Source organism: Methylobacterium sp. 391_Methyba4 (assembly GCF_029691625.1).
In the GTDB taxonomy this organism is placed as follows: domain Bacteria; phylum Pseudomonadota; class Alphaproteobacteria; order Rhizobiales; family Beijerinckiaceae; genus Methylobacterium; species Methylobacterium fujisawaense.
The window spans coordinates 2,129,779-2,151,355 of sequence record NZ_CP121475.1; the positions used below are offsets into that span (position 1 = coordinate 2,129,779).

At 68.4% G+C, this 21,577-nt stretch carries 20 protein-coding genes and 1 pseudogene; 17 read left to right on the forward strand and 4 right to left on the reverse strand.

The window, feature by feature from the left end; translation table 11 throughout:
- The first annotated feature begins 49 nt into the window (after window positions 1-49).
- From cyoB to scpA, 5 genes are read left to right on the forward strand one after another with little or no spacing between them, the layout of a single operon-like run.
- Window positions 50-2,050: a cytochrome o ubiquinol oxidase subunit I gene (gene cyoB / locus P9K36_RS09925; protein WP_043346007.1), complete on the forward strand. Its 2,001-nt coding sequence runs from the start codon at window positions 50-52 to the stop codon at window positions 2,048-2,050.
- A gap of 4 nt (window positions 2,051-2,054) precedes the next feature.
- Window positions 2,055-2,687, forward strand: coding sequence for a cytochrome o ubiquinol oxidase subunit III (gene cyoC / locus P9K36_RS09930; RefSeq protein WP_043379554.1), 633 nt, complete (start codon window positions 2,055-2,057; stop codon window positions 2,685-2,687).
- The gene (cyoD, locus tag P9K36_RS09935; protein WP_043379552.1) at window positions 2,684-3,088 is read left to right on the forward strand and encodes a cytochrome o ubiquinol oxidase subunit IV; all 405 of its coding nucleotides are present in this window, start codon (window positions 2,684-2,686) and stop codon (window positions 3,086-3,088) included. The genes cyoC and cyoD overlap by 4 nt, the downstream gene beginning before the upstream one ends.
- Window positions 3,089-3,102: 14 nt before the next feature.
- A complete protein-coding gene (locus P9K36_RS09940) occupies window positions 3,103-3,873 on the forward strand; it encodes an SURF1 family protein (RefSeq protein ID WP_278306959.1) in 771 nt (256 codons plus the stop codon).
- 56 nt (window positions 3,874-3,929) lie between these two features.
- Window positions 3,930-6,095 (forward strand): methylmalonyl-CoA mutase, encoded by a 2,166-nt coding sequence (scpA, locus tag P9K36_RS09945; protein ID WP_179698641.1) that lies wholly within the window; start codon window positions 3,930-3,932, stop codon window positions 6,093-6,095.
- A gap of 204 nt (window positions 6,096-6,299) precedes the next feature.
- On the opposite strand, the gene P9K36_RS09950 is transcribed toward scpA, so the two are convergent.
- Window positions 6,300-7,457, reverse strand: a complete 1,158-nt coding sequence (locus P9K36_RS09950; RefSeq protein ID WP_278306960.1) for an alpha/beta hydrolase — start codon at window positions 7,455-7,457, stop codon at window positions 6,300-6,302.
- A gap of 219 nt (window positions 7,458-7,676) precedes the next feature.
- On the opposite strand from P9K36_RS09950, the gene P9K36_RS09955 reads away from it, so the two are divergent.
- The gene (locus P9K36_RS09955) at window positions 7,677-9,311 is read left to right on the forward strand and encodes an alpha-D-glucose phosphate-specific phosphoglucomutase (protein WP_043379544.1); all 1,635 of its coding nucleotides are present in this window, start codon (window positions 7,677-7,679) and stop codon (window positions 9,309-9,311) included.
- Between the two features lie 129 nt (window positions 9,312-9,440).
- On the opposite strand, the gene P9K36_RS09960 is transcribed toward P9K36_RS09955, so the two are convergent.
- Entirely contained in the window at window positions 9,441-9,920 is a 480-nt protein-coding gene (locus P9K36_RS09960; protein ID WP_043379543.1) for a GNAT family N-acetyltransferase, read from the reverse strand.
- Between the two features lie 192 nt (window positions 9,921-10,112).
- On the opposite strand from P9K36_RS09960, the gene rpsD reads away from it, so the two are divergent.
- Window positions 10,113-10,730 (forward strand): 30S ribosomal protein S4, encoded by a 618-nt coding sequence (rpsD, locus tag P9K36_RS09965; protein WP_010686187.1) that lies wholly within the window; start codon window positions 10,113-10,115, stop codon window positions 10,728-10,730.
- A 111-nt stretch (window positions 10,731-10,841) separates the two neighbouring features.
- On the opposite strand, the gene P9K36_RS09970 is transcribed toward rpsD, so the two are convergent.
- Window positions 10,842-11,165 carry a hypothetical protein gene (locus tag P9K36_RS09970; RefSeq protein WP_043379541.1) on the reverse strand — a complete coding sequence of 108 codons (324 nt, stop codon included), beginning with the start codon at window positions 11,163-11,165 and terminating at the stop codon, window positions 10,842-10,844.
- A gap of 102 nt (window positions 11,166-11,267) precedes the next feature.
- Here P9K36_RS09970 and P9K36_RS09975 point away from each other — a divergent pair, with 102 nt between their 5' ends.
- The 5 genes from P9K36_RS09975 (at window position 11,268) to P9K36_RS09995 (ending at window position 14,972) form a co-directional block, all read left to right on the forward strand.
- A complete protein-coding gene (locus tag P9K36_RS09975; RefSeq protein WP_043379540.1) occupies window positions 11,268-11,609 on the forward strand; it encodes a DUF2293 domain-containing protein in 342 nt (113 codons plus the stop codon).
- Between the two features lie 97 nt (window positions 11,610-11,706).
- Window positions 11,707-11,916, forward strand: coding sequence for a molybdopterin-binding protein (locus P9K36_RS09980; protein WP_043350594.1), 210 nt, complete (start codon window positions 11,707-11,709; stop codon window positions 11,914-11,916).
- A gap of 151 nt (window positions 11,917-12,067) precedes the next feature.
- Window positions 12,068-13,123 (forward strand): tRNA (adenosine(37)-N6)-threonylcarbamoyltransferase complex transferase subunit TsaD, encoded by a 1,056-nt coding sequence (gene tsaD, locus P9K36_RS09985; protein ID WP_043350596.1) that lies wholly within the window; start codon window positions 12,068-12,070, stop codon window positions 13,121-13,123.
- Window positions 13,120-13,977 carry a GNAT family N-acetyltransferase gene (locus P9K36_RS09990; RefSeq protein ID WP_043756909.1) on the forward strand — a complete coding sequence of 286 codons (858 nt, stop codon included), beginning with the start codon at window positions 13,120-13,122 and terminating at the stop codon, window positions 13,975-13,977. Before tsaD ends, P9K36_RS09990 begins: the two co-directional genes overlap by 4 nt.
- Window positions 13,974-14,972, forward strand: a complete 999-nt coding sequence (locus P9K36_RS09995) for an NAD(P)H-dependent glycerol-3-phosphate dehydrogenase (protein ID WP_043350600.1) — start codon at window positions 13,974-13,976, stop codon at window positions 14,970-14,972. Before P9K36_RS09990 ends, P9K36_RS09995 begins: the two co-directional genes overlap by 4 nt.
- 342 nt (window positions 14,973-15,314) lie before the next feature.
- Here P9K36_RS09995 and P9K36_RS10000 read toward each other — a convergent pair.
- Window positions 15,315-15,851, reverse strand: a pseudogene (locus P9K36_RS10000) (EAL domain-containing protein); the annotation flags it as partial.
- Between the two features lie 224 nt (window positions 15,852-16,075).
- On the opposite strand from P9K36_RS10000, the gene P9K36_RS10005 reads away from it, so the two are divergent.
- From P9K36_RS10005 to P9K36_RS10025, 5 genes are all read left to right on the forward strand, one after another.
- Window positions 16,076-17,227 (forward strand): GSU2403 family nucleotidyltransferase fold protein, encoded by a 1,152-nt coding sequence (locus P9K36_RS10005; RefSeq protein ID WP_278306961.1) that lies wholly within the window; start codon window positions 16,076-16,078, stop codon window positions 17,225-17,227.
- An 863-nt stretch (window positions 17,228-18,090) separates the two neighbouring features.
- Window positions 18,091-19,170, forward strand: coding sequence for a hypothetical protein (locus tag P9K36_RS10010; RefSeq protein WP_278306962.1), 1,080 nt, complete (start codon window positions 18,091-18,093; stop codon window positions 19,168-19,170).
- 153 nt (window positions 19,171-19,323) lie between these two features.
- Complete coding sequence (locus P9K36_RS10015) at window positions 19,324-20,235, forward strand: hypothetical protein (RefSeq protein ID WP_278306963.1); 912 nt, start codon at window positions 19,324-19,326, stop codon at window positions 20,233-20,235.
- Between the two features lie 243 nt (window positions 20,236-20,478).
- Window positions 20,479-21,027: a hypothetical protein gene (locus tag P9K36_RS10020; protein ID WP_278306964.1), complete on the forward strand. Its 549-nt coding sequence runs from the start codon at window positions 20,479-20,481 to the stop codon at window positions 21,025-21,027.
- 228 nt (window positions 21,028-21,255) lie between these two features.
- Window positions 21,256-21,516 (forward strand): hypothetical protein, encoded by a 261-nt coding sequence (locus P9K36_RS10025; RefSeq protein WP_278306965.1) that lies wholly within the window; start codon window positions 21,256-21,258, stop codon window positions 21,514-21,516.
- Window positions 21,517-21,577: the final 61 nt, after the last annotated feature.

Sequence of the window (21,577 nt, forward strand, 5' to 3'; positions counted from 1 at the left end):
ACACACAAGACCGGCGGTCGCCGTCGAACCCACTGAACGGGCCGATCCCATGTTCGCAAACCTGGACCTACAGCAGCTGCTCGTCGGACGATTTACGATCGAGCAGATCCCCTATCACGAGCCGATCCTGCAGGGGACCTTCGCCGGCGTGGCCGTGGTCGGCCTCGCCGTGCTCGGGGTCATCACCTATTACCGCTTCTGGGGGCCGATGTGGCGTGACTGGATCACGTCGATCGACCACAAGAAGATCGGCATCATGTACTGCATCTTCGCGGGCGTGATGCTGCTGCGCGGCTTCGCCGACGCGATCCTGATGCGCTCGCAGCAGGCGGTCGCCTTCGGTGACCAGCAGGGCTTCCTGCCGCCGCACCACTACGACCAGATCTTCACCGCCCACGGCATGATCATGATCTTCTTCGTGGCGATGCCGTTCGTCACGGGGCTCATGAACTTCGCGGTGCCGCTGCAGATCGGCGCCCGCGACGTGGCCTTCCCGTTCCTGAACAACTTCAGCTTCTGGATGACGGTGGCCGGCGGCATGCTGGTGATGGTCTCGCTGTTCGTCGGCGAGTTCTCCCGCGCCACCTGGCTCGCCTACCCGCCGCTCTCCGGCGCCGCGATGAGCCCCGGCGTCGGCGTCGACTACTACATCTGGGCGCTGCAGATCGCCGGCATCGGGACGCTGCTCTCGGGCATCAACCTGATCGCCACCATCGTGAAGATGCGGGCGCCCGGCATGACCATGATGAAGCTGCCGATCTTCGTCTGGTCGTCGCTATGCACCAACATCCTGATCGTGGCCGCCTTCCCGATCCTCACGGCCGTTCTCGCGATGCTGTCGCTCGACCGCTACATCGGCACGCATTTCTTCACGAACGACCTCGGCGGCAACGCCATGCTGTACTTCAACCTGATCTGGATCTGGGGTCACCCGGAGGTCTACATCCTGATTCTGCCGGCCTTCGGCGTGTTCTCGGAGATCACCTCGACCTTCTGCGGCAAGCGCCTGTTCGGCTACACCTCGATGGTCTACGCGCTGGTGGTGATCACCATCCTCGCCTACCTCGTGTGGCTGCACCACTTCTTCACGATGGGCTCGGGCGCGGACGTGAACTCGTTCTTCGGGATCACGACCATGATCATCTCGATCCCGACGGGCGCGAAGATCTTCAACTGGATGTTCACGATGTACCGCGGCCGGATCCGGTTCGAGGTGCCGATGATGTGGGTGGTGGCGTTCATCGTCACCTTCGTGATCGGCGGCATGACCGGCGTCCTCCTGGCGGTGCCCCCGGCCGACTTCGTGCTGCACAACTCGCTGTTCCTGATCGCGCACTTCCACAACGTGATCATCGGCGGCGTGCTGTTCGGCATGTTCGCCGGCGTGACCTTCTGGTTCCCCAAGGCCTTCGGCTTCAAGCTCGACGACTTCTGGGGGAAGGTCGCCCTCGGGTTCTGGGTGACCGGGTTCTACGTCGCCTTCATGCCGCTCTACGTGCTCGGCCTGATGGGCGTGACCCGGCGCATGCAGCACTTCGACGACCCGTCGCTGCAGATCTGGTTCGTCATCGCCGCCATCGGCGCGGCGCTCATCGCCTGCGGCATCGCCTCGCAGATCATCATGTTCGTGGTTTCGATCCGGAACCGCGACAAGCTGCGCGACCTCAGCGGCGATCCGTGGGGCGGCCGGACCCTCGAATGGTCCACCTCTTCGCCGCCGCCGGACTACAACTTCGCCTTCACGCCGGTGGTCCACGATTCCGATGCGTGGTGGGATATGAAGAACCGCGGCTTCGACCGTCCCCTCAAGGGCTACAAGCCGATCCACATGCCCAAGAACACCGCGACCGGCGCGATCCTGGCGGGGCTGAACTTCGCCTTCGGCCTGGCCATGGTCTGGTACGTCTGGTGGCTGGCGGCGCTCACCTTCGTGGCGATCTTCGTCGTCGCGATTGCCCACACCTTCAATTACAATCGCGACTACTACATTCCCGCCGACGTCGTCAGTCGGACGGAAGGTCAGCGGACGCGCGAACTGGAGATGGCGTGATCCGATGATGCACGCGGAGACTGCACCCCCCGGCGCCGCGGCGCCGGTCTTCTACCAGACCGACGAGGAGGGCCATCATTCCGAGGGCTCGACCATGCTCGGGTTCTGGCTCTACCTGATGAGCGACTGCCTCATCTTCGCGACCCTGTTCGCGACCTACGGGGTGCTCGGGCGCAGCTTCGCGGCCGGCCCCACTCCGAAGGAGCTGTTCGACCTGCCCGGCATCGCGGTGAACACCGCCATGCTGCTGTTCTCGTCCATCACCTACGGCTTCGCCATGCTGGAGATGGACCGGGACCGGGTGAAGCAGACGCAGATCTGGCTCGCCATCACGGGCCTGTTCGGCGTGGCCTTCGTGGCCCTGGAGATCCGGGAATTCGTCCACCTGTTCCACGAGGGCGCGCCGCCCTGGCGCAGCGCGTTCCTGTCGTCGTTCTACACCCTGGTCGGGACCCACGGCCTGCACGTCTCCATGGGCATCCTGTGGCTCGTCGTGCTGATGGTGCAGGTCAGCAAGCGCGGCCTGATCGTCGAGAACAAGCGCCGGCTGATGTGCCTGTCGATGTTCTGGCACTTCCTCGACCTGATCTGGATCGGCGTCTTCACCGTCGTCTACCTGATGGGAGTGCTCGAATGAGCGCCGACGCACACCGCCTCACCGGCCACGGCCAGGACACGCACGATGCGCACGCCCACAGCGAGGGCGGGCACGGCAGCTTCCAGAGCTACATGACGGGCTTCGTCCTGTCGGTGATCCTGACGGTGATCCCGTTCTGGCTGGTGATGGGCAACGTCCTCGACAACAGCCTCGTCACCACCCTGGTCATCCTGGCGCTCGGCGGCGTCCAGATGGTCGTGCACGTCATCTACTTCCTGCACATGAGCACGAAGTCGGAGGGCGGCTGGACCTTCATGGCGCTGATCTTCACCATCACGCTGGTGGTGATCATGCTCGCCGGCTCGGTGTGGGTCATGTACCACCTCAACCACAACATGATGCCGATGGATGCCCACGACGTCATGAACAACGCCCGCTGAGCGCGCGTCCGCAGATGAGACCCGCGGGGTCGGCGGGGGGCTTGAGCCCCTCCCCGGCCCCGATTGCGTTGTGGCGGCGCGTCGTGTTCGGCGTCGGCGCGGGCCTCGTCTTCGTCGTCCTGCTCGGGCTCGGCACGTGGCAGGTGGAGCGGCGGGCCTGGAAGCTCGATCTGATCGCCCGGGTCGATGCCCGGGTCCATGCCCCGCCGGTGCCGGCCCCCGACTCGGCCGCATGGCCGCGCGTCGGCCCCGACGACGCCTACCGGCACGTCCGGCTCGCGGGCACCTTCCTGCACGATCGCGAGACCCTGGTTCAGGCCGTCACCGAGCGCGGCGGCGGATTCTGGGTGCTGACGCCCCTGCGGCGTCCGGACGGCAGCCTCGTGCTGGTCAATCGCGGCTTCGTGCCCGGCGACCGGCGGGATCCGGCGACCCGGGCGCCCGGGCAGGTCGCGGGGGAGACCACGGTGACCGGCCTCCTGCGGCTGACCGAGCCCGGGGGCGCGTTCCTGCGCTCGAACGATCCCAAGGACGACCGCTGGTATTCCCGCGACGTGGCCGCCATCGCGGCGGCGCGCGGCCTGACCGGCGTCGCCCCCTACTTCGTGGATGCGGACGCGACGCCCAATCCCGGCGGGCTGCCGGTGGGCGGCCTGACGGTGATCGCCTTCCCCAACAACCACCTCGTCTACGCGATCACGTGGTACGGGATGGCGCTGATGCTGGCGGGCGCGGTTGTCTACGTCCTGCGGGGCGGACGCGGTCCTGGACCTGCGGGGGAGTAGCCCGCGTCAAGCGCGTGTCTATAATGGCGTGACAAACGCCATAACGAGTCAACGCCATGACCTCCCGCATCCCGAACTTCGCCGAAATCCCGCTGGCCGGCGAATCGCTCGCGGTCGCGGCGCCGGCGCTGGGCGAGCCCTGGATGACGCCGGAGGGTATCCCGGTGAAGGGCCGGTACGGACCGGAGGACCGGGAGGGCCTCGAGTTCCTCGACACCTATCCGGGGATCGCGCCGTTCCTGCGCGGCCCCTACCCGACCATGTACGTCACTCAGCCCTGGACGATCCGGCAGTACGCCGGCTTCTCCACGGCCGAGGATTCGAACGCCTTCTACCGCCGCAACCTCGCGGCCGGGCAGAAGGGCCTGTCGGTCGCCTTCGACCTCGCCACCCACCGCGGCTACGATTCCGACCATCCCCGGGTCTCCGGCGATGTCGGCATGGCGGGCGTGGCGATCGACTCGATCTACGACATGCGCACGCTGTTCTCGGGGATTCCCCTCGACGAGATGACCGTGTCGATGACGATGAACGGCGCGGTGCTGCCGATCCTCGCGCTCTACATCGTCGCCGCGGAGGAGCAGGGCGTGCCGCCGCAGAAGCTCGCCGGCACGATCCAGAACGACATCCTCAAGGAGTTCATGGTCCGCAACACCTACATCTATCCCCCCAAGGGATCGATGCGGATCATCTCGGACATCTTCGCCTACACGTCGAAGAACATGCCGAAGTTCAACTCGATCTCGATCTCCGGCTATCACATGCAGGAGGCCGGGGCGACGAACGACCTGGAGCTCGCCTACACGCTCGCCGACGGCGTCGAGTACATCAAGGCGGGCCTCGCCGCCGGGCTGACCATCGACCAGTTCGCCCCGCGCCTGTCGTTCTTCTGGGCGATCTCGACCAACTTCTTCATGGAGGTCGCCAAGATGCGGGCCGCGCGCCTGATCTGGGCGAAACTCGTGAAGGGGTTCGATCCGAAGTCGGAGAAATCCCTGGCCCTGCGCACCCATTCGCAGACGAGCGGCTGGTCGCTCACCGCGCAGGACGTGTTCAACAACGTCACCCGCACCAACATCGAGGCGATGGCGGCGACGCAGGGCGGCACGCAGTCGCTCCACACCAACGCGCTGGACGAGGCGTTGGCGCTGCCCACCGACTTCTCGGCGCGGATCGCCCGGAACACGCAGCTGTTCCTGCAGCAGGAGAGCGGCACCACCCGGATCGTCGATCCCTGGGGCGGCTCCTACTATGTGGAGAAGCTCACGGCCGACATGGTGGCCCGGGCCTGGGAGCACATCCGCGAGGTCGACGGCCTCGGCGGCATGGCCAAGGCGATCGAGGCCGGCATCCCGAAGCTCCGCATCGAGGAGGCCGCCGCCCGCGCCCAGGCGCGGATCGATTCCGGCCGGCAGACCATCGTCGGCGTGAACAAGTTCCGGGCCGACGACGACATGGCCATCGACCTGCTGCGGGTCGACAACGGCAATGTCCGCCGGCTCCAGATCGACAAGCTCAAGCGCCTGCGCGCCGAGCGCGACGAGGCGGCGGTGACGGCCCGGCTGGAGGCCCTCACGAAGGCCGCCGAGGGCACCGAGAATCTGCTGGAGCTCGCCGTCGAGGCCGCCCGCGCCAAGGCGACGGTGGGGGAGATTTCCGAGGCCCTGGAGAAGGCCTGGGGCCGGCACCGCGCCGAGATCCGCTCGATCTCCGGCGTCTACAAGCGCGAGGTGGGGGGCATGTCGCCTGTGGTCGAGGAAGTCCGGGCGCTGGTCGAGGCGTTCGAGGAGAATGACGGTCGCCGGCCGCGCATCCTGGTCGCCAAGATGGGCCAGGACGGGCACGACCGCGGCCAGAAGGTGATCGCCTCGGCCTTCGCGGATCTCGGCTTCGACGTGGATATCGGGCCGCTCTTCGCCACCCCGGCGGAGGCCGCCCGGCAGGCGGTGGAGAACGACGTCCACATCGTCGGCGTCTCGTCCCTGGCTGCCGGCCACCTGACCCTGGTGCCGGAGCTGAAGGCGGCGCTGACCGAGCAGGGCCGGGACGACGTGATGATCGCCATCGGCGGCGTCATCCCGCCGGGCGACTACGAGGCGCTGACGGCCGCGGGCGCGGCGGCGATCTTCCCGCCCGGCACGGTGATCGCCGAGGCGGCCGCCAAGCTGATCCGCGCGCTGAACGAGCGGCTGGGCTACGCGGCGCGGCAGGCGGCGGAGTAGAAGGCTTCCCGAGGCGGCCGGACCGGCCGCCTCGCCCCATGCCCTGGCGCCCCCTCGTCCTGAGGTGCCGGAGCGAAGCGGAGGCCTCGAAGGAGGCCTCCATCCGGCCGCGCGATCCCTGGAGCCCCCCTGCGGCGCCCGCTGACGCGCGCACCTCAGGATGGGGCGGTGCTATGGGATCGGCCGGCCCCCGGGGCTCGCCGCTCAGTTCAGCGCCTGCGGGTCCGCCTCCGTGAGGAAGGCCCCGACCGCGTGGAGGAACTGCATGCGGTTCTTCTCCATCATCACCGTATGGGTGCCCTCCCCCAGCTCGACGAAGCGCTTGTAGGGGGCGTGGGTGAGCTTGGTGAAGTATTCCTGCGCCTGGTAGCTCGGCAGGTCGGCGTCCCACTCGGCGTGGATGATCAGCACGGGCACGCGGATCTCGCCCGGATCGTAGAGCGGCTTCCCCGCCGCCCAGTAGGCGTCCTTGTCGGCGACCGTGCCGTTCGGCGCGCGCAGGACCGGCGGCGATCGCTTCGCCCCGACCGGGTCGGTGGCGAAGGTCGCGTCGGCCCATTGGTCGAACCAGCCCGCCGGGATCAGGTCGGCCTTCTTGTCCTCGGGGACGCCGGTCAGCCAGCGCGCTCGGGCGCTGTCCCGGCTGACGGTGCGATAGGCCCCCACCGTGCCGCCGCCGCCGATCAGGCCGGGCGTGCGCGCCAGCCATTGCGGCGCGTAGAGGACGAGGCGGTTGACCGCGTCGTTGTGGGTGCTGGTGTAGAGCCCCATGGTGGAGGTCCCCCAGGACCAGCCCATCAGGTCGATCTTCTCGACGTTGCGCCGCTTCCGGATGAAGTCGACGACCTGCCCCACCACCTTGGCGGCGTCCGGCGTCCGCATGAGCGGCGGATTGTCGGCGGGCGGCGCATCCATGGCGGCCGGGCGTCCGGACAGGCCGTAGCCCGGCAGGTCCACGCAGTAGACGTCGAAGCCGAGGCCCGCGAGGTAGTCCATGGCCGACATCCCCCCGAGCGGCAGGTCGAAGGCGGTGGAGGACGGGTAGGTGGAGCCGTGCACGTAGAGCAGGATCCGGTCGCCCGGGAACCGCTCGGTTCCCGCGGGCCGCTTGTTGCGCACGTAGATTTCGACCCCCGGCTCGCTCCAGGGCAGGCGGAACTCGTCCGTCGTCAGCTGGGCCGCCGGAGCCGCGACGACAGGAGCCGCGACGGCAGGCGCCGCGACGGATTGGGCCGCGACGGCTTGGGCCGCCGAGGCCGCGACCGCCGCCCCGGCGGCGAGCGCCCCGACCAGCTCGCGCCGGGCCAAGCCCCGGCCGGGCCGGGCCGCGTCCGGGTCCGTCCGCATTGGTCTGTCCGCCATGATGTCTCCTCCAATCCGCCTTGTCTGGCGGCTCGGGCGATTCAACCGGCGGGCGGCGGCGGGCGCAACGCTCCGGACCGGCCGGCGGCGGACAGGCGGCGGGTTCCGTCGCCCGATCCGGCGAAACCGCGTGAAAAAAGCCCGCCCCTGTCGCCGGGGCTGGTGACGCCAAGCTCCCGGACGGGCATTGAGGCGGGAGATTCCGGGAGACGCCCGCTTATGACGACTCCGACCACCGTCGCGACCACGCCCTTCCCCGACCAGAAGCCGGGCACCTCCGGCCTGCGCAAGAAGGTGCCGGTGTTCCGGCAGCCGAACTACGTCGAGAACTTCGTCCAGGCGATCTTCGACACCCTGCCCGACAAGGCGGGCGCGACCCTCGTGCTGGGCGGCGACGGCCGGTTCCTCAACCGCGAGGTGGTGCAGAAGACGCTGCGCCTCGCCGCCGGCAACGGCTTCGGCCGGGTCCTCGTCGGTCAGGGCGGCCTGCTCTCGACGCCGGCTGCCTCCTGCGTCATCCGGAAGGCCAAGGCGCTCGGCGGCATCGTGCTCTCGGCGAGCCACAACCCGGGCGGGCCGGACGGCGATTTCGGCATCAAGTTCAACGCCGCCAATGGCGGCCCGGCGCCCGAGACGCTGACGAACGCGATCTTCGCGCGGGCGAAGGCGATCACGGAATACCGCCTCGTGGAGGCCCCGGACCTCGACCTCGACACTCTGGGCGACACCCGCCTCGGCGGCATGACGGTGACGGTCATCGACCCGGTGGCCGACTACGCCGCGCTGATGCGCACGCTCATCGACTTCGACGCGGTGGCGCGCCTGTTCGCCTCCGGCTTCCGCATGCGCTTCGACGCCATGAGCGCGGTGACCGGCCCCTACGCGACGGCGATCCTGGAAGGGATGCTCGGCGCCCCCGCGGGCACGGTGGTCAACGCGGTCCCGAAAGAGGATTTCGGCGGTCACCACCCGGATCCGAACCCGGTCCATTGCCACGACCTGTTCGACCTGATGCAGGGGCCGGACGCGCCGGATTTCGGCGCCGCCTCGGACGGCGACGGCGACCGCAACATGATCGTGGCCCCGGGCCTGTTCGTGACGCCGAGCGACAGCCTCGCCCTGCTCGCCGCCCACGCCCACCGGGCGCCGGGCTACGCGGGCGGGCTGGCCGGTGTCGCGCGCTCCATGCCCACGAGCCGCGCCGCCGACCGGGTCGCGGCCGCGCTGGGCATCAAGGCCTACGAGACGCCCACCGGCTGGAAGTTTTTTGGCAATCTCCTCGACGCGGGCCTCATCACCCTGTGCGGCGAGGAGAGCGCCGGCACCGGCTCGAACCACGTGCGCGAGAAGGATGGGCTCTGGGCGGTGCTGCTCTGGCTCAACATCCTCGCCGCCACGGGCGAGCGGGCCGACGCGCTGGTGCGGGCGCACTGGCGCACCTACGGGCGCGACTACTACGCCCGCCACGACTACGAGGAGGTGGATTCGGACGCCGCCAACGGTCTGATGGACGCGCTCCGCGAGAAACTCGCCGGGCTGCCGGGCACGCGGATCGGCGATCTCACGGTCTCGACGGCCGACGAGTTCGCCTACCGCGATCCGGTGGACGGCTCGCTCACCGAGCGCCAGGGCATCCGGATCGGCTTCGCCGAGGATGCGCGGGCGGTGTTCCGGCTCTCCGGCACCGGCACCGCCGGGGCGACGCTGCGGGTCTACCTAGAGCGCTACGAGAACGCACCGGACCGCCTCGACTTGGCCGTTGCCGAGGTGCTGGCCCCGGTCGCGGCCGCGGCCCGCGCGATCGCCGAGATCGAGCCGCGCACCGGACGGCCTGAGCCGAGCGTGGTGACCTGAGGGGAGCCGGGAGACGCCTCGTCTTTGCGAGCGCCGCGAAGCAATCCAGAGGCGCCACGCTCTACGGCGGCGCGCCACCCTGGGTCGCTTCGCTGCGCTCGCGATGACGGTAAGGCCGGCGCCGATGCCTCAAACCAAGTCCTTCACCATGTGCACGGTGACGTCGTCGTCGCGGGTCCGGCCCGGTCCGTCGTAGAGCTCCTCCCGCTCCACCCGGTAGCCGAGCGCCCCGTAGAGGCGCAGGTTCGCCGTGTACTTCTTGTTGGTGTAGAGGCGCAGCCGCGCGAGCCCGGCCTCGGCCGCGACGGCGTCGGCCCGTCCCATCAGCCGGCTGCCGAAGCCCCGGCCCTGGAAGGCCGGGTCCACCGCGACGTTGACGACCAAGAGGTGATCGGCCTCGGCCCGCGTCTCGATCAGGCCGGCGAGATCCGGACCGGTCCGCAGCAGGTCGAAGCGGTGGTCCCGCAAAGCCTGCGCGTAATCCGCCTGCATGGGAATCGGCAGGCGCCCGATTACCGGGATCCATTTGGTGTAGGCCGCCTCCACCAGCCCCCGGATCGCCTCCGCGTCCGCGGGCGCGCCGCGCCGGACCACGACTGACTCGTCCATCTGACCTCTCACGGTTGACCGCGGCGCGTCCGTCCCCTAAAGACCCGCCGTCGATGGGGCTCCGCACGGGGCCCCGTCGCGTTTTCACGCGCACCCGTGGGCGGGATCCTCCCGCCCTGTCGTCCCGGACCGCGAAGGGCCGGGAAAAGGAGGGCGCGTTCCTCATTCTCGTCACGAGAGGACGCGGAAGATATGTCGAAGCGGATTCAGGCCAAGCACAAGCTCGACCGCCGCATGGGCCAGAACATCTGGGGCCGCCCGAAGAGCCCCGTCAACCGCCGCGAATACGGCCCCGGCCAGCACGGCCAGCGCCGCAAGGGCAAGATGAGCGACTTCGGCACGCAGCTGCGCGCCAAGCAGAAGCTCAAGGGCTATTACGGCAACATCACCGAGAAGCAGTTCCGCCGCTACTACGCCGAGGCGATCCGCCTGCGCGGCGATTCCGGCGAGAACCTCGTCGGCCTGCTCGAGCGCCGCCTCGACGCCGTGGTCTACCGGGCGAAGTTCGTCGCGACCCCGTTCGCCGCGCGCCAGTTCGTCAACCACGGGCACGTCAAGGTGAACGGCGTCCGCGTCAACATCCCGAGCTATCAGGTGAAGGCCGGCGACCTCATCGAGGTCAAGGAGTCCTCCCGCCAGCTCGAGATCGTCATCGTGGCGACCCAGCTCTCCGAGCGTGACGTGCCGGACTACATCGAGGCCGACCACGCCAAGATGACCGCCCGCGTCACCCGCATCCCCAGCCTGTCCGAGGTGCCCTACCCGGTGCAGATGGAGCCGAACCTCGTCATCGAGTTCTACTCCCGCTGATCCCGTCGCCCCGGCGACCGAGGAGGGGCTGCCCGTTCGGGCGGCCCCTTCGCGTTTTCGGACCCTCGTCCCGGACGCGGGTCTCCGGCGTCCGGGACGACCGCCCGGGCCTCAGCAGCCCTGGCAGATCGAGCCCATCGTGTGGCGCATCTTGCTGTCCCAGGCCTTCGAGCGGGCCTCGGCGGCCTTCTGAGCCTTGATCATCTCGGCCTGGTTCACGGGCTGCGGCAATCCGGTGGCTGCGGTTCCGCCCGGGGGTTTGGTCTGGCCGGTGGCCGTGGTCCGGCGGCCGCTGACCTGGGAACCCGCCGTGGCCGGGGACGCGGCAGAGCCCGGATTGGTGCCCGGATTCATGCCCGGAGCCGGGCCCTGGGCCAGCGCCGGCGCCGCCCCGAGGAAGAGGCCGAGAAGCAGCGCGGGACGAAGAATTGCCATGGACCTGATCTCCCCGGCGGAGGATCCCGTGCAGGCCCCGCCTCATCTGAGGCCGATCCTACCCGATCGCTCCGTTAAAATCATGCCGTCGGCAGGCCTGCGATGAGCGTTGGATCGCCGCCGCTGAATCGCCGGGACGCCGTCGCCGCGGCGCTGGCCCGGCTTGCCCCGCGCCTCCCGGATTTCGAGGCGGAGGCCGCCCTCGACCGGGCGCTGGCCAGCCCGGGCCTGCGCCGGGCCGCCCCGGAGACCGCGGCACGCCTCGCCCTCATCACGTACGCACGCCACGTCTTCACCGATTACGACGACCTCCTGGCCGACGGATACGACCGGGACAGCGCCCGGCACTTCGTCCTCGACGATCTCAACGCCGCGCTGGCCGCCTGGGGGGCCGCGCCGATCCCCGAGGACGAGGCCGGCGAGCCTGAGGCCGATCCGCGCTGAGGCGGTCGCGCGGGACCCCGCCATGCTGTAGGAGACCTGCCCGAGGCCGCCCGACGCGACCTGTTCCGGTGCGGCTTATGGAGCGAGGCAGCAGACCATGAAGATCAGCGCGCGCAACGTTCTCAAGGGCACGGTCCTCTCCGTGGACAAGGGGGCGACCACCTCCCACGTGAAGATCGAGATCAGCCCCGGCCAAGTGGTCACCGCTTCGATCACCAACGAGGCCGTCGAATCCCTCAAGCTCGTCGCCGGCGGTCCCGCCTACGCGGTGATCAAGGCTTCCGACGTCATGGTCGCCGTCGACTGAGGGCGTCCTCGCGCCGTCCCCTCATCCCGAGGCCTGCCCTGCGCTCCGGCACCGCAGGAGGCGGATGGGACGGACGGCTGAGACCATGCTCCGCTTTCGCGCCGTGACCGCCGGCGGATAGGATGCGGTCCGGATCGGAGGAGTTCAACCCGTGCAGAAGACCGTGCTCGGCATCGAGACCACCTGCGATGAGACCGCCGCCGCCGTGGTGTCGGTCGACGAGGATGGTGTCGGCCAGATCCGCGCCAACGAGGTCCTGAGCCAGATCGCCGAGCACGCGGCCTATGGCGGCGTCGTGCCGGAGATCGCCGCCCGCGCCCACGTGGAGGTGCTCGACCGGCTGATCGCCCGTGCCCTCGACCGGGCCGGGACCGGCTTCCGGGACCTCGACGGCATCGCGGTGGCCGCCGGCCCCGGGCTGATCGGCGGCGTGCTGGTCGGCCTCGTCACCGCCAAGACCCTGGCGCTCGTGACCCGCAAGCCCCTGCTCGCCGTCAACCATCTGGAAGCCCACGCGCTCACGGCGCGGCTCACCGACGGCGTCGCCTTCCCGTACCTGCTGCTCCTGGTCTCGGGCGGCCACACCCAGCTCGTCGCCGTGCGCGGCGTCGGCGACTACGTGCGGCTCGGCTCGACCGTCGACGACGCCATCGGCGAGGCTTTCGACAAGGTCGCCAAGCTCCTCGGCCTCGGCTATCCCGGTGGTCCCGCGGTCGAGCGCATGGCCGAGGCCGGCGATCCCGAGCGCTTCGCCCTGCCCCGGCCGATGCTCGGCCGCCGCGAGGCCGACTTCTCCCTCTCGGGCCTCAAGACCGCCGTGCGGATCGAGGCCGAGCGCATCGCCCCGCTGGCCGAGCGCGACGTCGCCGATCTCTGCGCGAGCTTCCAGGCCGCCGTGGTCGACGTGGTGGTGGACCGCGCCCGGGTCGCCCTGCGCGCCTTCTCGGACGTGGCCGGACGGCCCACCGCCCTGGTGGCGGCGGGGGGCGTGGCGGCCAACGGTGCCATCCGGCGGGCGCTGGCCGCCCTGGCCGGCGAGGCGGGCCTGAGCTTCGTGGCGCCGCCCCTGCCGCTCTGCGGCGACAACGGCGCGATGATCGCCTGGGCCGGGCTGGAGCGCCTGCGCCTCGGGCTGGTGGACGACCTCACGGCCCCGGCGCGGCCCCGCTGGCCGCTGGCGGCCCGGGCGGCGGTGCCGGCCGGATGAACCCGGCGGACCGGCGCACGCATTGGCGGGATCTGGTGGAGCGCCGCCTGCCCGAAGCCGTCCGTCCGGACTGGCCGGTGCGGCTCGACCATTGCTTCGCCCGTATCCTCCTGGACAATGCCTGCGGCGGCCCCTGGCGCGACCATACCCGCCCGCCCGCCTATGCCACCATGCCGCTCGGTCAGCTCGAGATCGCGATCGCGCTGGGCGAGGCGGTGCTCGCCGGCCGTGCGGACCTCGCGCTCCTGAACCGCCGCTCCCTGGCCTGGCGCGGCAAGATCGCCGCCGCCCCGGTGCCGGAGGCCCTCCGGGACGGCGACCTGACCCTCCGCCGCTGGCGGCCGGAGGATACGGCGCCCTTCGCGGCGCTCAACGCCGATCCGGCGGTGATGGCTCATTTCCCGCGGCCCCGGACCGAGGCGGAGAGCGCCGCCGAGGCCGGCCTCTGCGACCGCCGCTTCGTGGCGGACGGGTTCGGCCCCTGGGCCCTGGAGCATGCGGGCCGGTTCATCGGCTTCGCCGGCCCGATGCGGATCCTGCGACCCCTGCCCTTCCCGGGGGGCGACCGGCCCGGAACGACGGTCGAACTGGCTTGGCGCCTCGCACGCGAGGCCTGGGGCCACGGCTTCGCCACCCGGGCTGCGCGGCTCGCCCTCGCCGATCTCGCCGGGCGCTGCAGGATCCGGAGCGTCGTGGCCTTCACGGCGGTCGGCAACGACCGCTCCCGGGCCGTGATGGAGCGCCTCGGCCTGAGGCCGGCCGGGACATTCCCGCATCCGGCGGTGCCGGAGGGGCCGCTGCGCGCGCACGTGCTCTACCGGCTGGACTGCGCGGACAGGGAGGAAGCGGCATGAGCGCGGAGACCCCGATCAACGTCGTCGGCGGCGGGGCCTGGGGCACGGCGCTGGCCAACGCCGCCGCCGGGGCCGGCCATCCCGTCACCCTCTGGCTGCGCGATGCGCAGGCCGCGGCCGCCCTCCAGGCCCAGCGGGAGAATCCGCGCTACCTGCCGGGCGTGCCGCTGCATCCCGCGATCCGCGCGACGGCCGATGCCGACGCCCTCGCGGGCGCCCGGGCGACGCTCGTGGTCGTGCCCGCCCAGACCATGCGCGGCGTGCTGGAAACCCTGCGCGGTCCCCTGGCCAGCGCCGGGCCGGTGATCCTCTGCGCCAAGGGAATCGAGCGCGGCAGCGACAGTTTCATGAGCGCGGTGGCCGAGCAGGTCCTGCCCCCCGGTGTGCCCGTGGCGGTCCTGTCCGGCCCGAGCTTCGCAGCCGACGTCGCCCGCGGCCTGCCCACCGCCGTGACCCTGGCGGCGGCCGATGCCGGCCTCGCCGCCGGCTTGAGCGCCCTGCTGTCCGGGCCGAGCTTCCGCCTCTACCACACCGACGACGTGCGGGGCGTCGAGATCGGCGGCGCCGGCAAGAACGTGCTGGCCATCGCCTGCGGGATCGTGGTGGGGCGCGGCCTCGGTGAGAGCGCCCGGGCGGCGCTGATCGCCCGGGCATTCGCCGAACTGATGCGCTTCGCCCGCGCCTTCGGCGGGCGGCCCGAGACGCTGATGGGGCTCTCGGGGCTCGGTGACCTCGTGCTCACCGCCTCCTCGCCGCAATCGCGCAACTTCGCCTTCGGCCAGCGGCTCGGCGCCGGCGCCAGCCCGGCCGAGGCCGCGGGCGGCAAGCTCGCCGAGGGGGCCTTCACCGCCGCGGCCCTCGCGGGCCTCGCCGCCGCGAAGGGTCTCGAGATGCCGGTGGCGGAAGCCGTCGCCGCCATCGTGGCCGGCTCGGCCAGCGTCGACGACGTGATCGCCGGCCTGCTGGCCCGGCCTCTGCGCGGGGAGACCGACTGAGGGCGCCGTCCCCGGGGCGCCCTCCCCGGGGCGCAGGCTGCCGACGCGCCCGGCGCCCGGACCCGGGACCGCGCATCCGGGTTTCTGGCGGGTGCTGGGGGCAGGCCCTGCGTGATCCGTCACGGCTCCGCCCCGATCCGCCGCCCAGGGGCTCGGCCCTCTGGGCGCGTGGCTGTCGACGACGGGGCCGGGGGCGCTGCGCGGAGCGCCTCCCCGGATCGCGGATCGGACCCGCGACAGCGTCGGCAGCCCGACCGCGGGGCCGCCATCGACCACCTCCGCCGGGATGAGCCGGCGCCGGGGCCGCCCCTCTTCGAGATGAGGCGACCGGCCCGATGCGCCTCAGGCCACGGCGGCCGCCCGGTCCGGCGCCGCGCCGTGGGTGTGGGTGGAAAAGCGCGCGATCGGCTCGGGTCGGCCCAGCAGATAACCCTGGGCGAGGGTGCAGTTCTCCTGCGCCAGGAAGGACAGCTCCTCGGCGGTCTCCACGCCCTCCGCCACCACGGCGAGCCCCAGACCCCGACCCAGCCCCAGCACGGAGCGCACGATCGCGGCCCCCTGCGGGTTGCTGTGGACCGCCTTGATGAACGAGCCGTCGATCTTGATCCGGTCGAAAGGGAAGGCGCGCAGGTTCGACAGCGAGGAATAGCCGGTGCCGAAATCGTCCATGGCGATCTGCACGCCGAGCGCCTTGAGCTGGCGCAGGGTGAGGAGCGCCCGGGCCGGATCCCGGATCAGCGCGGTCTCGGTGATCTCGATCTCGAGGCGCTCCGCCTTCAGGCCGGCTTCGAACAGGGTCCCGTGGACGAACTGGACGAAGTGCGGGTTGTGGAGCTGCACCGCCGAGACGTTGACGGCGATCGCCAGAGGGTTCGGCCAGTGTTCTGCGAAGCTAAATATACGCTCACAGAAGCATAGCCAGTATCGAAGCGACTTATAAATACGTCAGGCGCTTAAGTAGTCGTCTGTTGACACCCAGCGCATAGCTGCCTCCCGGCATGGGTGCCGCTGTCGTCAACCTCCACGTTGGAGACCCACATCCTTGAAACGCGTTCCAGGGTAAGTACATGCAAATTGCACATTTGCATGTATCGGAGTAGCGTATGCTGCAACCGCTATCGCTCGCAATGCACACGCTGTACGCCGACCTTCTGGAGCAGGGTCTGGAAGACCTATTCGACTCGCAGTTTCCGGAAAACGGCAGCATTCTCGTCCGCCGGAAGGGGAGCGGGAATGAGGCAGCTCGCAACTACGCGTACTATCAAGGCTACCGACTGGCTGCGGAGGCGCAGGACAGAGGGAGGCGATACAGCCGCTACGTCGGTCCGACCGACGATCCCGCCGTCGGCGAGTGGATCGCGCAGTTCCAGCGGATCAAGGCCGTTCGCGCTGAACGGAGTAGCACCGTCGACGCTCTGATCGGCGCTGGCATGCCTCGGCCTCCGGCCGCCGTGGGCCGCTTGATCGAGGGTCTGGCAAAAGCCGGCTTATTTCCCTCCCGTGCGATCCTGATCGGCGCAGCAGCCTACCAAACTTACAGCGGCGTCCTCGGTGTGCGTTTGTCCAGAACCTTGAGCATGGGCGGCGACGACCTCGCACGACCCGACCAGATTTCGGTCTGCCTCAAGGGTCGGATCTCCAGCCAGGTCGACGTGCGTCACATCATCGATCCGAGCTTCGCTCCTCCCTCCTGCATCGACGACGAAGCAGGCGCGATGGGCTTACAAAGCGAGAGCCGGTTCCGCCTCGTCCATGTCACCGCTTCTCGTGGTGACGACGCTCGCACGTCTCGGCCAACGGAAACGCCAGAACCGGGCAGTGCCGCAACTCAAACCTCACGAGGTCTTGACTTCTTGGTCGATGCGCCAGTGCGATCGATCGTCCTACACGGCCCCGGTATAACCGTGACCATCCCCTCCCCCGAGCGCTATGCGGTCCACACGCTGATCGTGCATGGACCGCAGGGTATCGGCTCGCGCGGCCAGATCGGGACCAAGAAAGACTTCGCCCGGGCCGCCGAACTCATCGAGGCTCTCGTCTTGGTCGGCCGTGAACACACACTCGGCCGAGCGTTCTCGGAAGCGTGGGAGCGTGAGCCGACTTGGCGCATCCCCTTGTCCAATTCCGTCTGCAAATTGCCCGATGCCGCACGCACCATCCTCGAACCATATGCGAGTGAGTTGAGTGCGCGATCGCCGGCGCCAGCCTCGCCGCAGCCGCACACGGGCACTTGCGATCGTCGCGCGACCGAATGATCCGCTCGGGGTCGGACCGCGTCGTCGACACCGTTTTTCTCAACCCTTCACGCTGCGCAGGCGCGAAGCCTCCTCGGCCTGGAGGCCGAGGTTTGGAGGATTTCCGATAATTCGGCATCTCGCGCCGAGCGACGTTATCGGCGCGATCGACCGCGCGGCGAAGCCCCTCCACATGGCGGCTCGATCGAGAGGAATTGCTACAAGAGTGCATCGAACCACCGGATGCTGATCCAGACCGATTCGACCAGATTGGGCTCGTCCGCCTAGCCGGCGTCCCGACTCTAAACCCTGGACCACCTGAGCTACCGACCTTCGGCGCTCAGGTAGACGGGGCACGAGCATCACCCTTCGCGTCTTCAAGTTCACAAATCCGTGTGCCGTAAGCGGGGACGGTCTCTGAGGAATCGCCAGGCTCGATACCACAGCGCTTCGCCCAAGCTTAAAGAGTTCGACGGCTTCAGCTTGCGTTGGATATCAATCCGGGGCCAAAACGGTCTCTAAAACAGCATTCTAATGCTGCGTTGGATATCACGTCTTCTGCCGCGTCCTAAAGCCTGGATGCACGTTTGGCTTGTCGAGTGCCGACCGTCGCGGTCGAGCCCACGACTCGGAACGGCGATTTCACGAGGTCTTGCGTGAATCGCTGCGGCGACCACACAATCGTCCTACCCCAAGCTCGGCTCTGACCGAAGTTCTATGACCGCGAGATCTTCCAAGTGTTCTCGCCGATCTTTTTTGGAGTGATCACAATGACGGACCGCTCCGATCCGACAGGAGATCTGTCGCATCACGTAGAGGACAGTTCGCCTCGGTCCATCGTCGCGATCTCGCGCTGCAAGGTACGGATCGTCCGATCTTCGAAGATGGAGAGCACGGAGGCGCCGTCCCCAGGAGGCGGGACGCGGCACGGCGCCATCGCGCTAAGGCAGGCCGAAGCGGATGAGGCATCGGGCGAAGCCGGGCGCGTCCTCAGAGCGCGAGACGACGCACCTTCCTCCGCCGCGGTGGTCGCACTTCCGGCGGTCGTGTCCCTGAAGGAGCGCGCCGATCTCGTCCGCGAGCGGACGAACGCCGCGATTCGGCCGATCCTCGAGAGCTTCGCAAGACGGCGCGCCATACCTCTCGAGCGCCTGCAGGCGGCGATCGACGGTTCGATACCACTCACGCATCCCGAGGTCGTGCGTCGCCTGGGCGGCGCGCTCCACTCCGAAGCGATGCGGAATCAGATCGTCTCGCATGCCGATCCCACGCTCGTGCCACTGAACGTCCGCGCAGGCGTCGCCAAGATGATGGCGCAGGATTTGGCCGATCCTTCGCCCGCCGCCGCGCAAACGGCGTTTCCGGACCGGAACAAGCCGCTCGCTCCGCTCGGGCGCCACCTGCAGACATGGCGTCCCGAGGATGCGGCGGTCTGGCTCGAGCGCTTCCCGCCGAGTGATGACCTGCTCCATCCCTTGGACGTCTGGGACAGCGCCACGGCCGCGATCTGGCTGAACGACCGCGAGGCCAACCTTTCGGGGCCGCCGTGCGAGGGCACGCTCGACGGTACGGTCGTGGCGTTCGAGTCGCGCGATCCCTGGCTACCCTCCCTAGAGGTGCTGCACACGCTCCACGAAATCGAACTGGAGGAGCTGACCTATCGCGTGTTCGTAGAGCGGCTGCGGCGGGAAGTGATGCCGTTCTATTTGAGCGAGCGGAGGGTTTACGTCCAACGGGCCATCGAGCTGGTCACGTTTGGATATCAGACGCTTCGAGAGGCTCGCCAATCGGTGCGTATCCACGATCTCCGGAGGATTGAACACTTCCGTCAGGTGTTCGGCGAGAACCAAGAATGGATCTACGATCTCTGCTGTCGCATCATCGCCGCGTACGCGTGGCCTGCAGGCTTCGCCGAGCCGGAACTCTGGTCCGATTTCCCGGACCTGGACGATGCCCCGCAGTAAGGGGGGCGCCAAGCCGCGACCTCATCCGCCTCACTCTGATCCTGGAAACATCGTTCGCACGCCGAAACCGGGAACGGCCGAAGGCGGCGAACTACTTCCCGAGCCGCCTCGACATATTGGCCGAGCTCCAGTTATCCCTATCGAGAGCTGTCGATGAACATTCTGTATGGCGGTCATCTCGACCGTTCTTTTCTGATGGGAGGGAGGCCGGACCGATTCCGGGCGGAGCCCTCGCCCGGTCGGTCGCCTCACGCGGATACGTTCGAGCCGTACCGATCTTTCTACCACCGCGCGGGGATGATGTCCGCGCTTAGTAACGGCGTCGTAAGCCCGCTGGACCGTTCGCCACCTGGCGAGCAGGTCGTTTCGCATCGCGGCCAGGACGGTCGTATGTACGATTCGATTCGCAGAGCCGAGCTCGAAGATGACGCGGAGCGTCTCGCCAAACTTGTCGTGGTCATGAAGGCCTTCTCGGACGCGACGGTCGAGATGACGCGCCTGCGTGCGCCACAGGATCCGCACGAACCGAACCTCGAGCACCACGTCGAAGGGATCCTTTTTGCGGTCCTGCAGGCTTTGCAGACCGGCGCGACCCTCGTCCTGGCAGATTGTGACCGGCAAGTCCTTGTAGAGCTGATGCACTGTGTCATCGGGAACGGCATAGCCTTGCCATTCTGCATCCCTGATCTCCGGAAGGTTAGAACGTCCGATAGTGAGACCTCGGGTGCCATCGCGAACCTGGAGCCAGGCGATCACGGCGACCTCAACGCCATGCTGGAGGATCCGGTGATGCGAACGTATCGTCGCCGTCTCAGCCGGCTGTCGGAAAGCCGCACCGTCAACGTCGGGACTTTGTTGAAGGCAGCGCTTGAGGAGGCACAGAGGTCCAGTCCGCTGATCCGCGCGGCGGCGACCGACATCACGCTCACGTCGACTTGGGTCAGAACCATTGACATCGACGATCTTGGCCGCGTCAAAATTGATCCGTTCCACTGGAGTGATCGAAAGCCGTTGAAACCGAAGATACATGTCATCGTGCTCTCCAGCTCACGAAGCCTTAGCTGACGCATGGCGCGCGATTTGGTCATGACCGATACGCGAAAGCCGTTGCTTGGGGTGAAATGTTGCTTGAACTCATCTGCTTGTCCTGTCCATTCGCATCCGGGGTCGCGCTCGTACATGAGCCTTGGATTGCGCAAGATGAATATCAAGTAAGCTTTTTGCGAGATTGGAGAGAAAAACTCTATAAAACAATTATTGCGATTGCAGGGTTGGATCGAAACGAAATCCCTCGAAGGACACTGAACCATGAGCAACACCCCAGACGCCTACGACGATCATGAAGAGGCTTGGCCGTTCGAGAAAGTCTTGGAGGCCGGCCGTGCAGGCGCACGCGCGCAGCAGCGACGCTTTCAGGAGTACGTCGCCGAGAACGACCCTGCTCTTGCTGCCGCGCTCGCGGCGGAGGCGGCACGGTTCGACGTCGTGTCGCGCACGGTGATCGAGCCGACGATGCGCGAATTCGCCGACCAGGCAACGGAGCGCGGCTGGCACGTCTCCGTGGTCCGCGACGACGATCAGGACCGAATGGCGGTCTACGCCACGCCGGGCATCCGCTTCTACTGCAACCGCTGGCCAAATCGAACGGCGGCGGCCGACCTGATCTGGCCGCCCTGCTTCGTCGGCTTTTACGGGAGTGCCCGGCGCTTGGCCGTGGCAACCCACGTGGAACTGTCCCAGATCGCAGAAGACGCAGTCCCCTCCTCCGAGCCGCTGTTCGAATACCCGGAGGTCACGAGCGAGACAGTCCGCGCAGTGCTCGAGGCCTTCCTCGGCGATCTGGAGCGCTACGGCTGAAGGGCCGAGCGCCTCACAGCTCGGCTGTCGAAGTTGCCCCGCGCAACTCATGAGCGAGCACGTTGCCTCGAGACCACAGCTCACCGGCCACGGGAGGTCCAGCAAACGGCCTCCTGAGCAGAGCTTGTGCGAATCGCTATAGTAACAGCACAATCTAAGATCTCCCTGCCGTTGTTGGGCCGGGGATTTGCAAAGTAATCCGTGTGCTCTGCACGAGGAGAGGCTGTCATGTCGACGAAACCTCGGCATCCTGCAGTGGAGAGAGGTTGTACGAAGGTTCAGATCGCAGCCTTCGAGCGCATCGCCACCGGCGACGATCGAGGTCATGCGCATGCAACGCTCGCGGCGCTCGAGAGGCGTGGCTTGATCACGCTGCACGAGACGCTCTTGCCGGGCGAATTCGCCGTGCGGGTGAAGATCCCCGTCGTACCCCTCCCGGTTCATTACGCGTGGTGCGCTTGGTGTGCCGAGCAGCCCGACCCGAACTGAGTCGGCCATACGCCATTCTGTCACAGCACAAATCCGCATAAGAAGAGAAAGTTCTGCCACC

Coding starts and splice junctions, on each gene's coding strand:
- cyoB (WP_043346007.1), top strand. CDS start 50: ATGTTCGCAAACCTGGACCTACAGCAGCTGCTCGTCGGACGATTTACG.
- cyoC (WP_043379554.1), top strand. CDS start 2,055: ATGATGCACGCGGAGACTGCACCCCCCGGCGCCGCGGCGCCGGTCTTC.
- cyoD (WP_043379552.1), top strand. CDS start 2,684: ATGAGCGCCGACGCACACCGCCTCACCGGCCACGGCCAGGACACGCAC.
- P9K36_RS09940 (WP_278306959.1), top strand. CDS start 3,103: ATGAGACCCGCGGGGTCGGCGGGGGGCTTGAGCCCCTCCCCGGCCCCG.
- scpA (WP_179698641.1), top strand. CDS start 3,930: ATGACCTCCCGCATCCCGAACTTCGCCGAAATCCCGCTGGCCGGCGAA.
- P9K36_RS09950 (WP_278306960.1), bottom strand. CDS start 7,457: ATGGCGGACAGACCAATGCGGACGGACCCGGACGCGGCCCGGCCCGGC.
- P9K36_RS09955 (WP_043379544.1), top strand. CDS start 7,677: ATGACGACTCCGACCACCGTCGCGACCACGCCCTTCCCCGACCAGAAG.
- P9K36_RS09960 (WP_043379543.1), bottom strand. CDS start 9,920: ATGGACGAGTCAGTCGTGGTCCGGCGCGGCGCGCCCGCGGACGCGGAG.
- rpsD (WP_010686187.1), top strand. CDS start 10,113: ATGTCGAAGCGGATTCAGGCCAAGCACAAGCTCGACCGCCGCATGGGC.
- P9K36_RS09970 (WP_043379541.1), bottom strand. CDS start 11,165: ATGGCAATTCTTCGTCCCGCGCTGCTTCTCGGCCTCTTCCTCGGGGCG.
- P9K36_RS09975 (WP_043379540.1), top strand. CDS start 11,268: ATGAGCGTTGGATCGCCGCCGCTGAATCGCCGGGACGCCGTCGCCGCG.
- P9K36_RS09980 (WP_043350594.1), top strand. CDS start 11,707: ATGAAGATCAGCGCGCGCAACGTTCTCAAGGGCACGGTCCTCTCCGTG.
- P9K36_RS09990 (WP_043756909.1), top strand. CDS start 13,120: ATGAACCCGGCGGACCGGCGCACGCATTGGCGGGATCTGGTGGAGCGC.
- P9K36_RS09995 (WP_043350600.1), top strand. CDS start 13,974: ATGAGCGCGGAGACCCCGATCAACGTCGTCGGCGGCGGGGCCTGGGGC.
- P9K36_RS10005 (WP_278306961.1), top strand. CDS start 16,076: ATGCTGCAACCGCTATCGCTCGCAATGCACACGCTGTACGCCGACCTT.
- P9K36_RS10010 (WP_278306962.1), top strand. CDS start 18,091: ATGGAGAGCACGGAGGCGCCGTCCCCAGGAGGCGGGACGCGGCACGGC.
- P9K36_RS10015 (WP_278306963.1), top strand. CDS start 19,324: ATGAACATTCTGTATGGCGGTCATCTCGACCGTTCTTTTCTGATGGGA.
- P9K36_RS10020 (WP_278306964.1), top strand. CDS start 20,479: ATGAGCAACACCCCAGACGCCTACGACGATCATGAAGAGGCTTGGCCG.
- P9K36_RS10025 (WP_278306965.1), top strand. CDS start 21,256: ATGTCGACGAAACCTCGGCATCCTGCAGTGGAGAGAGGTTGTACGAAG.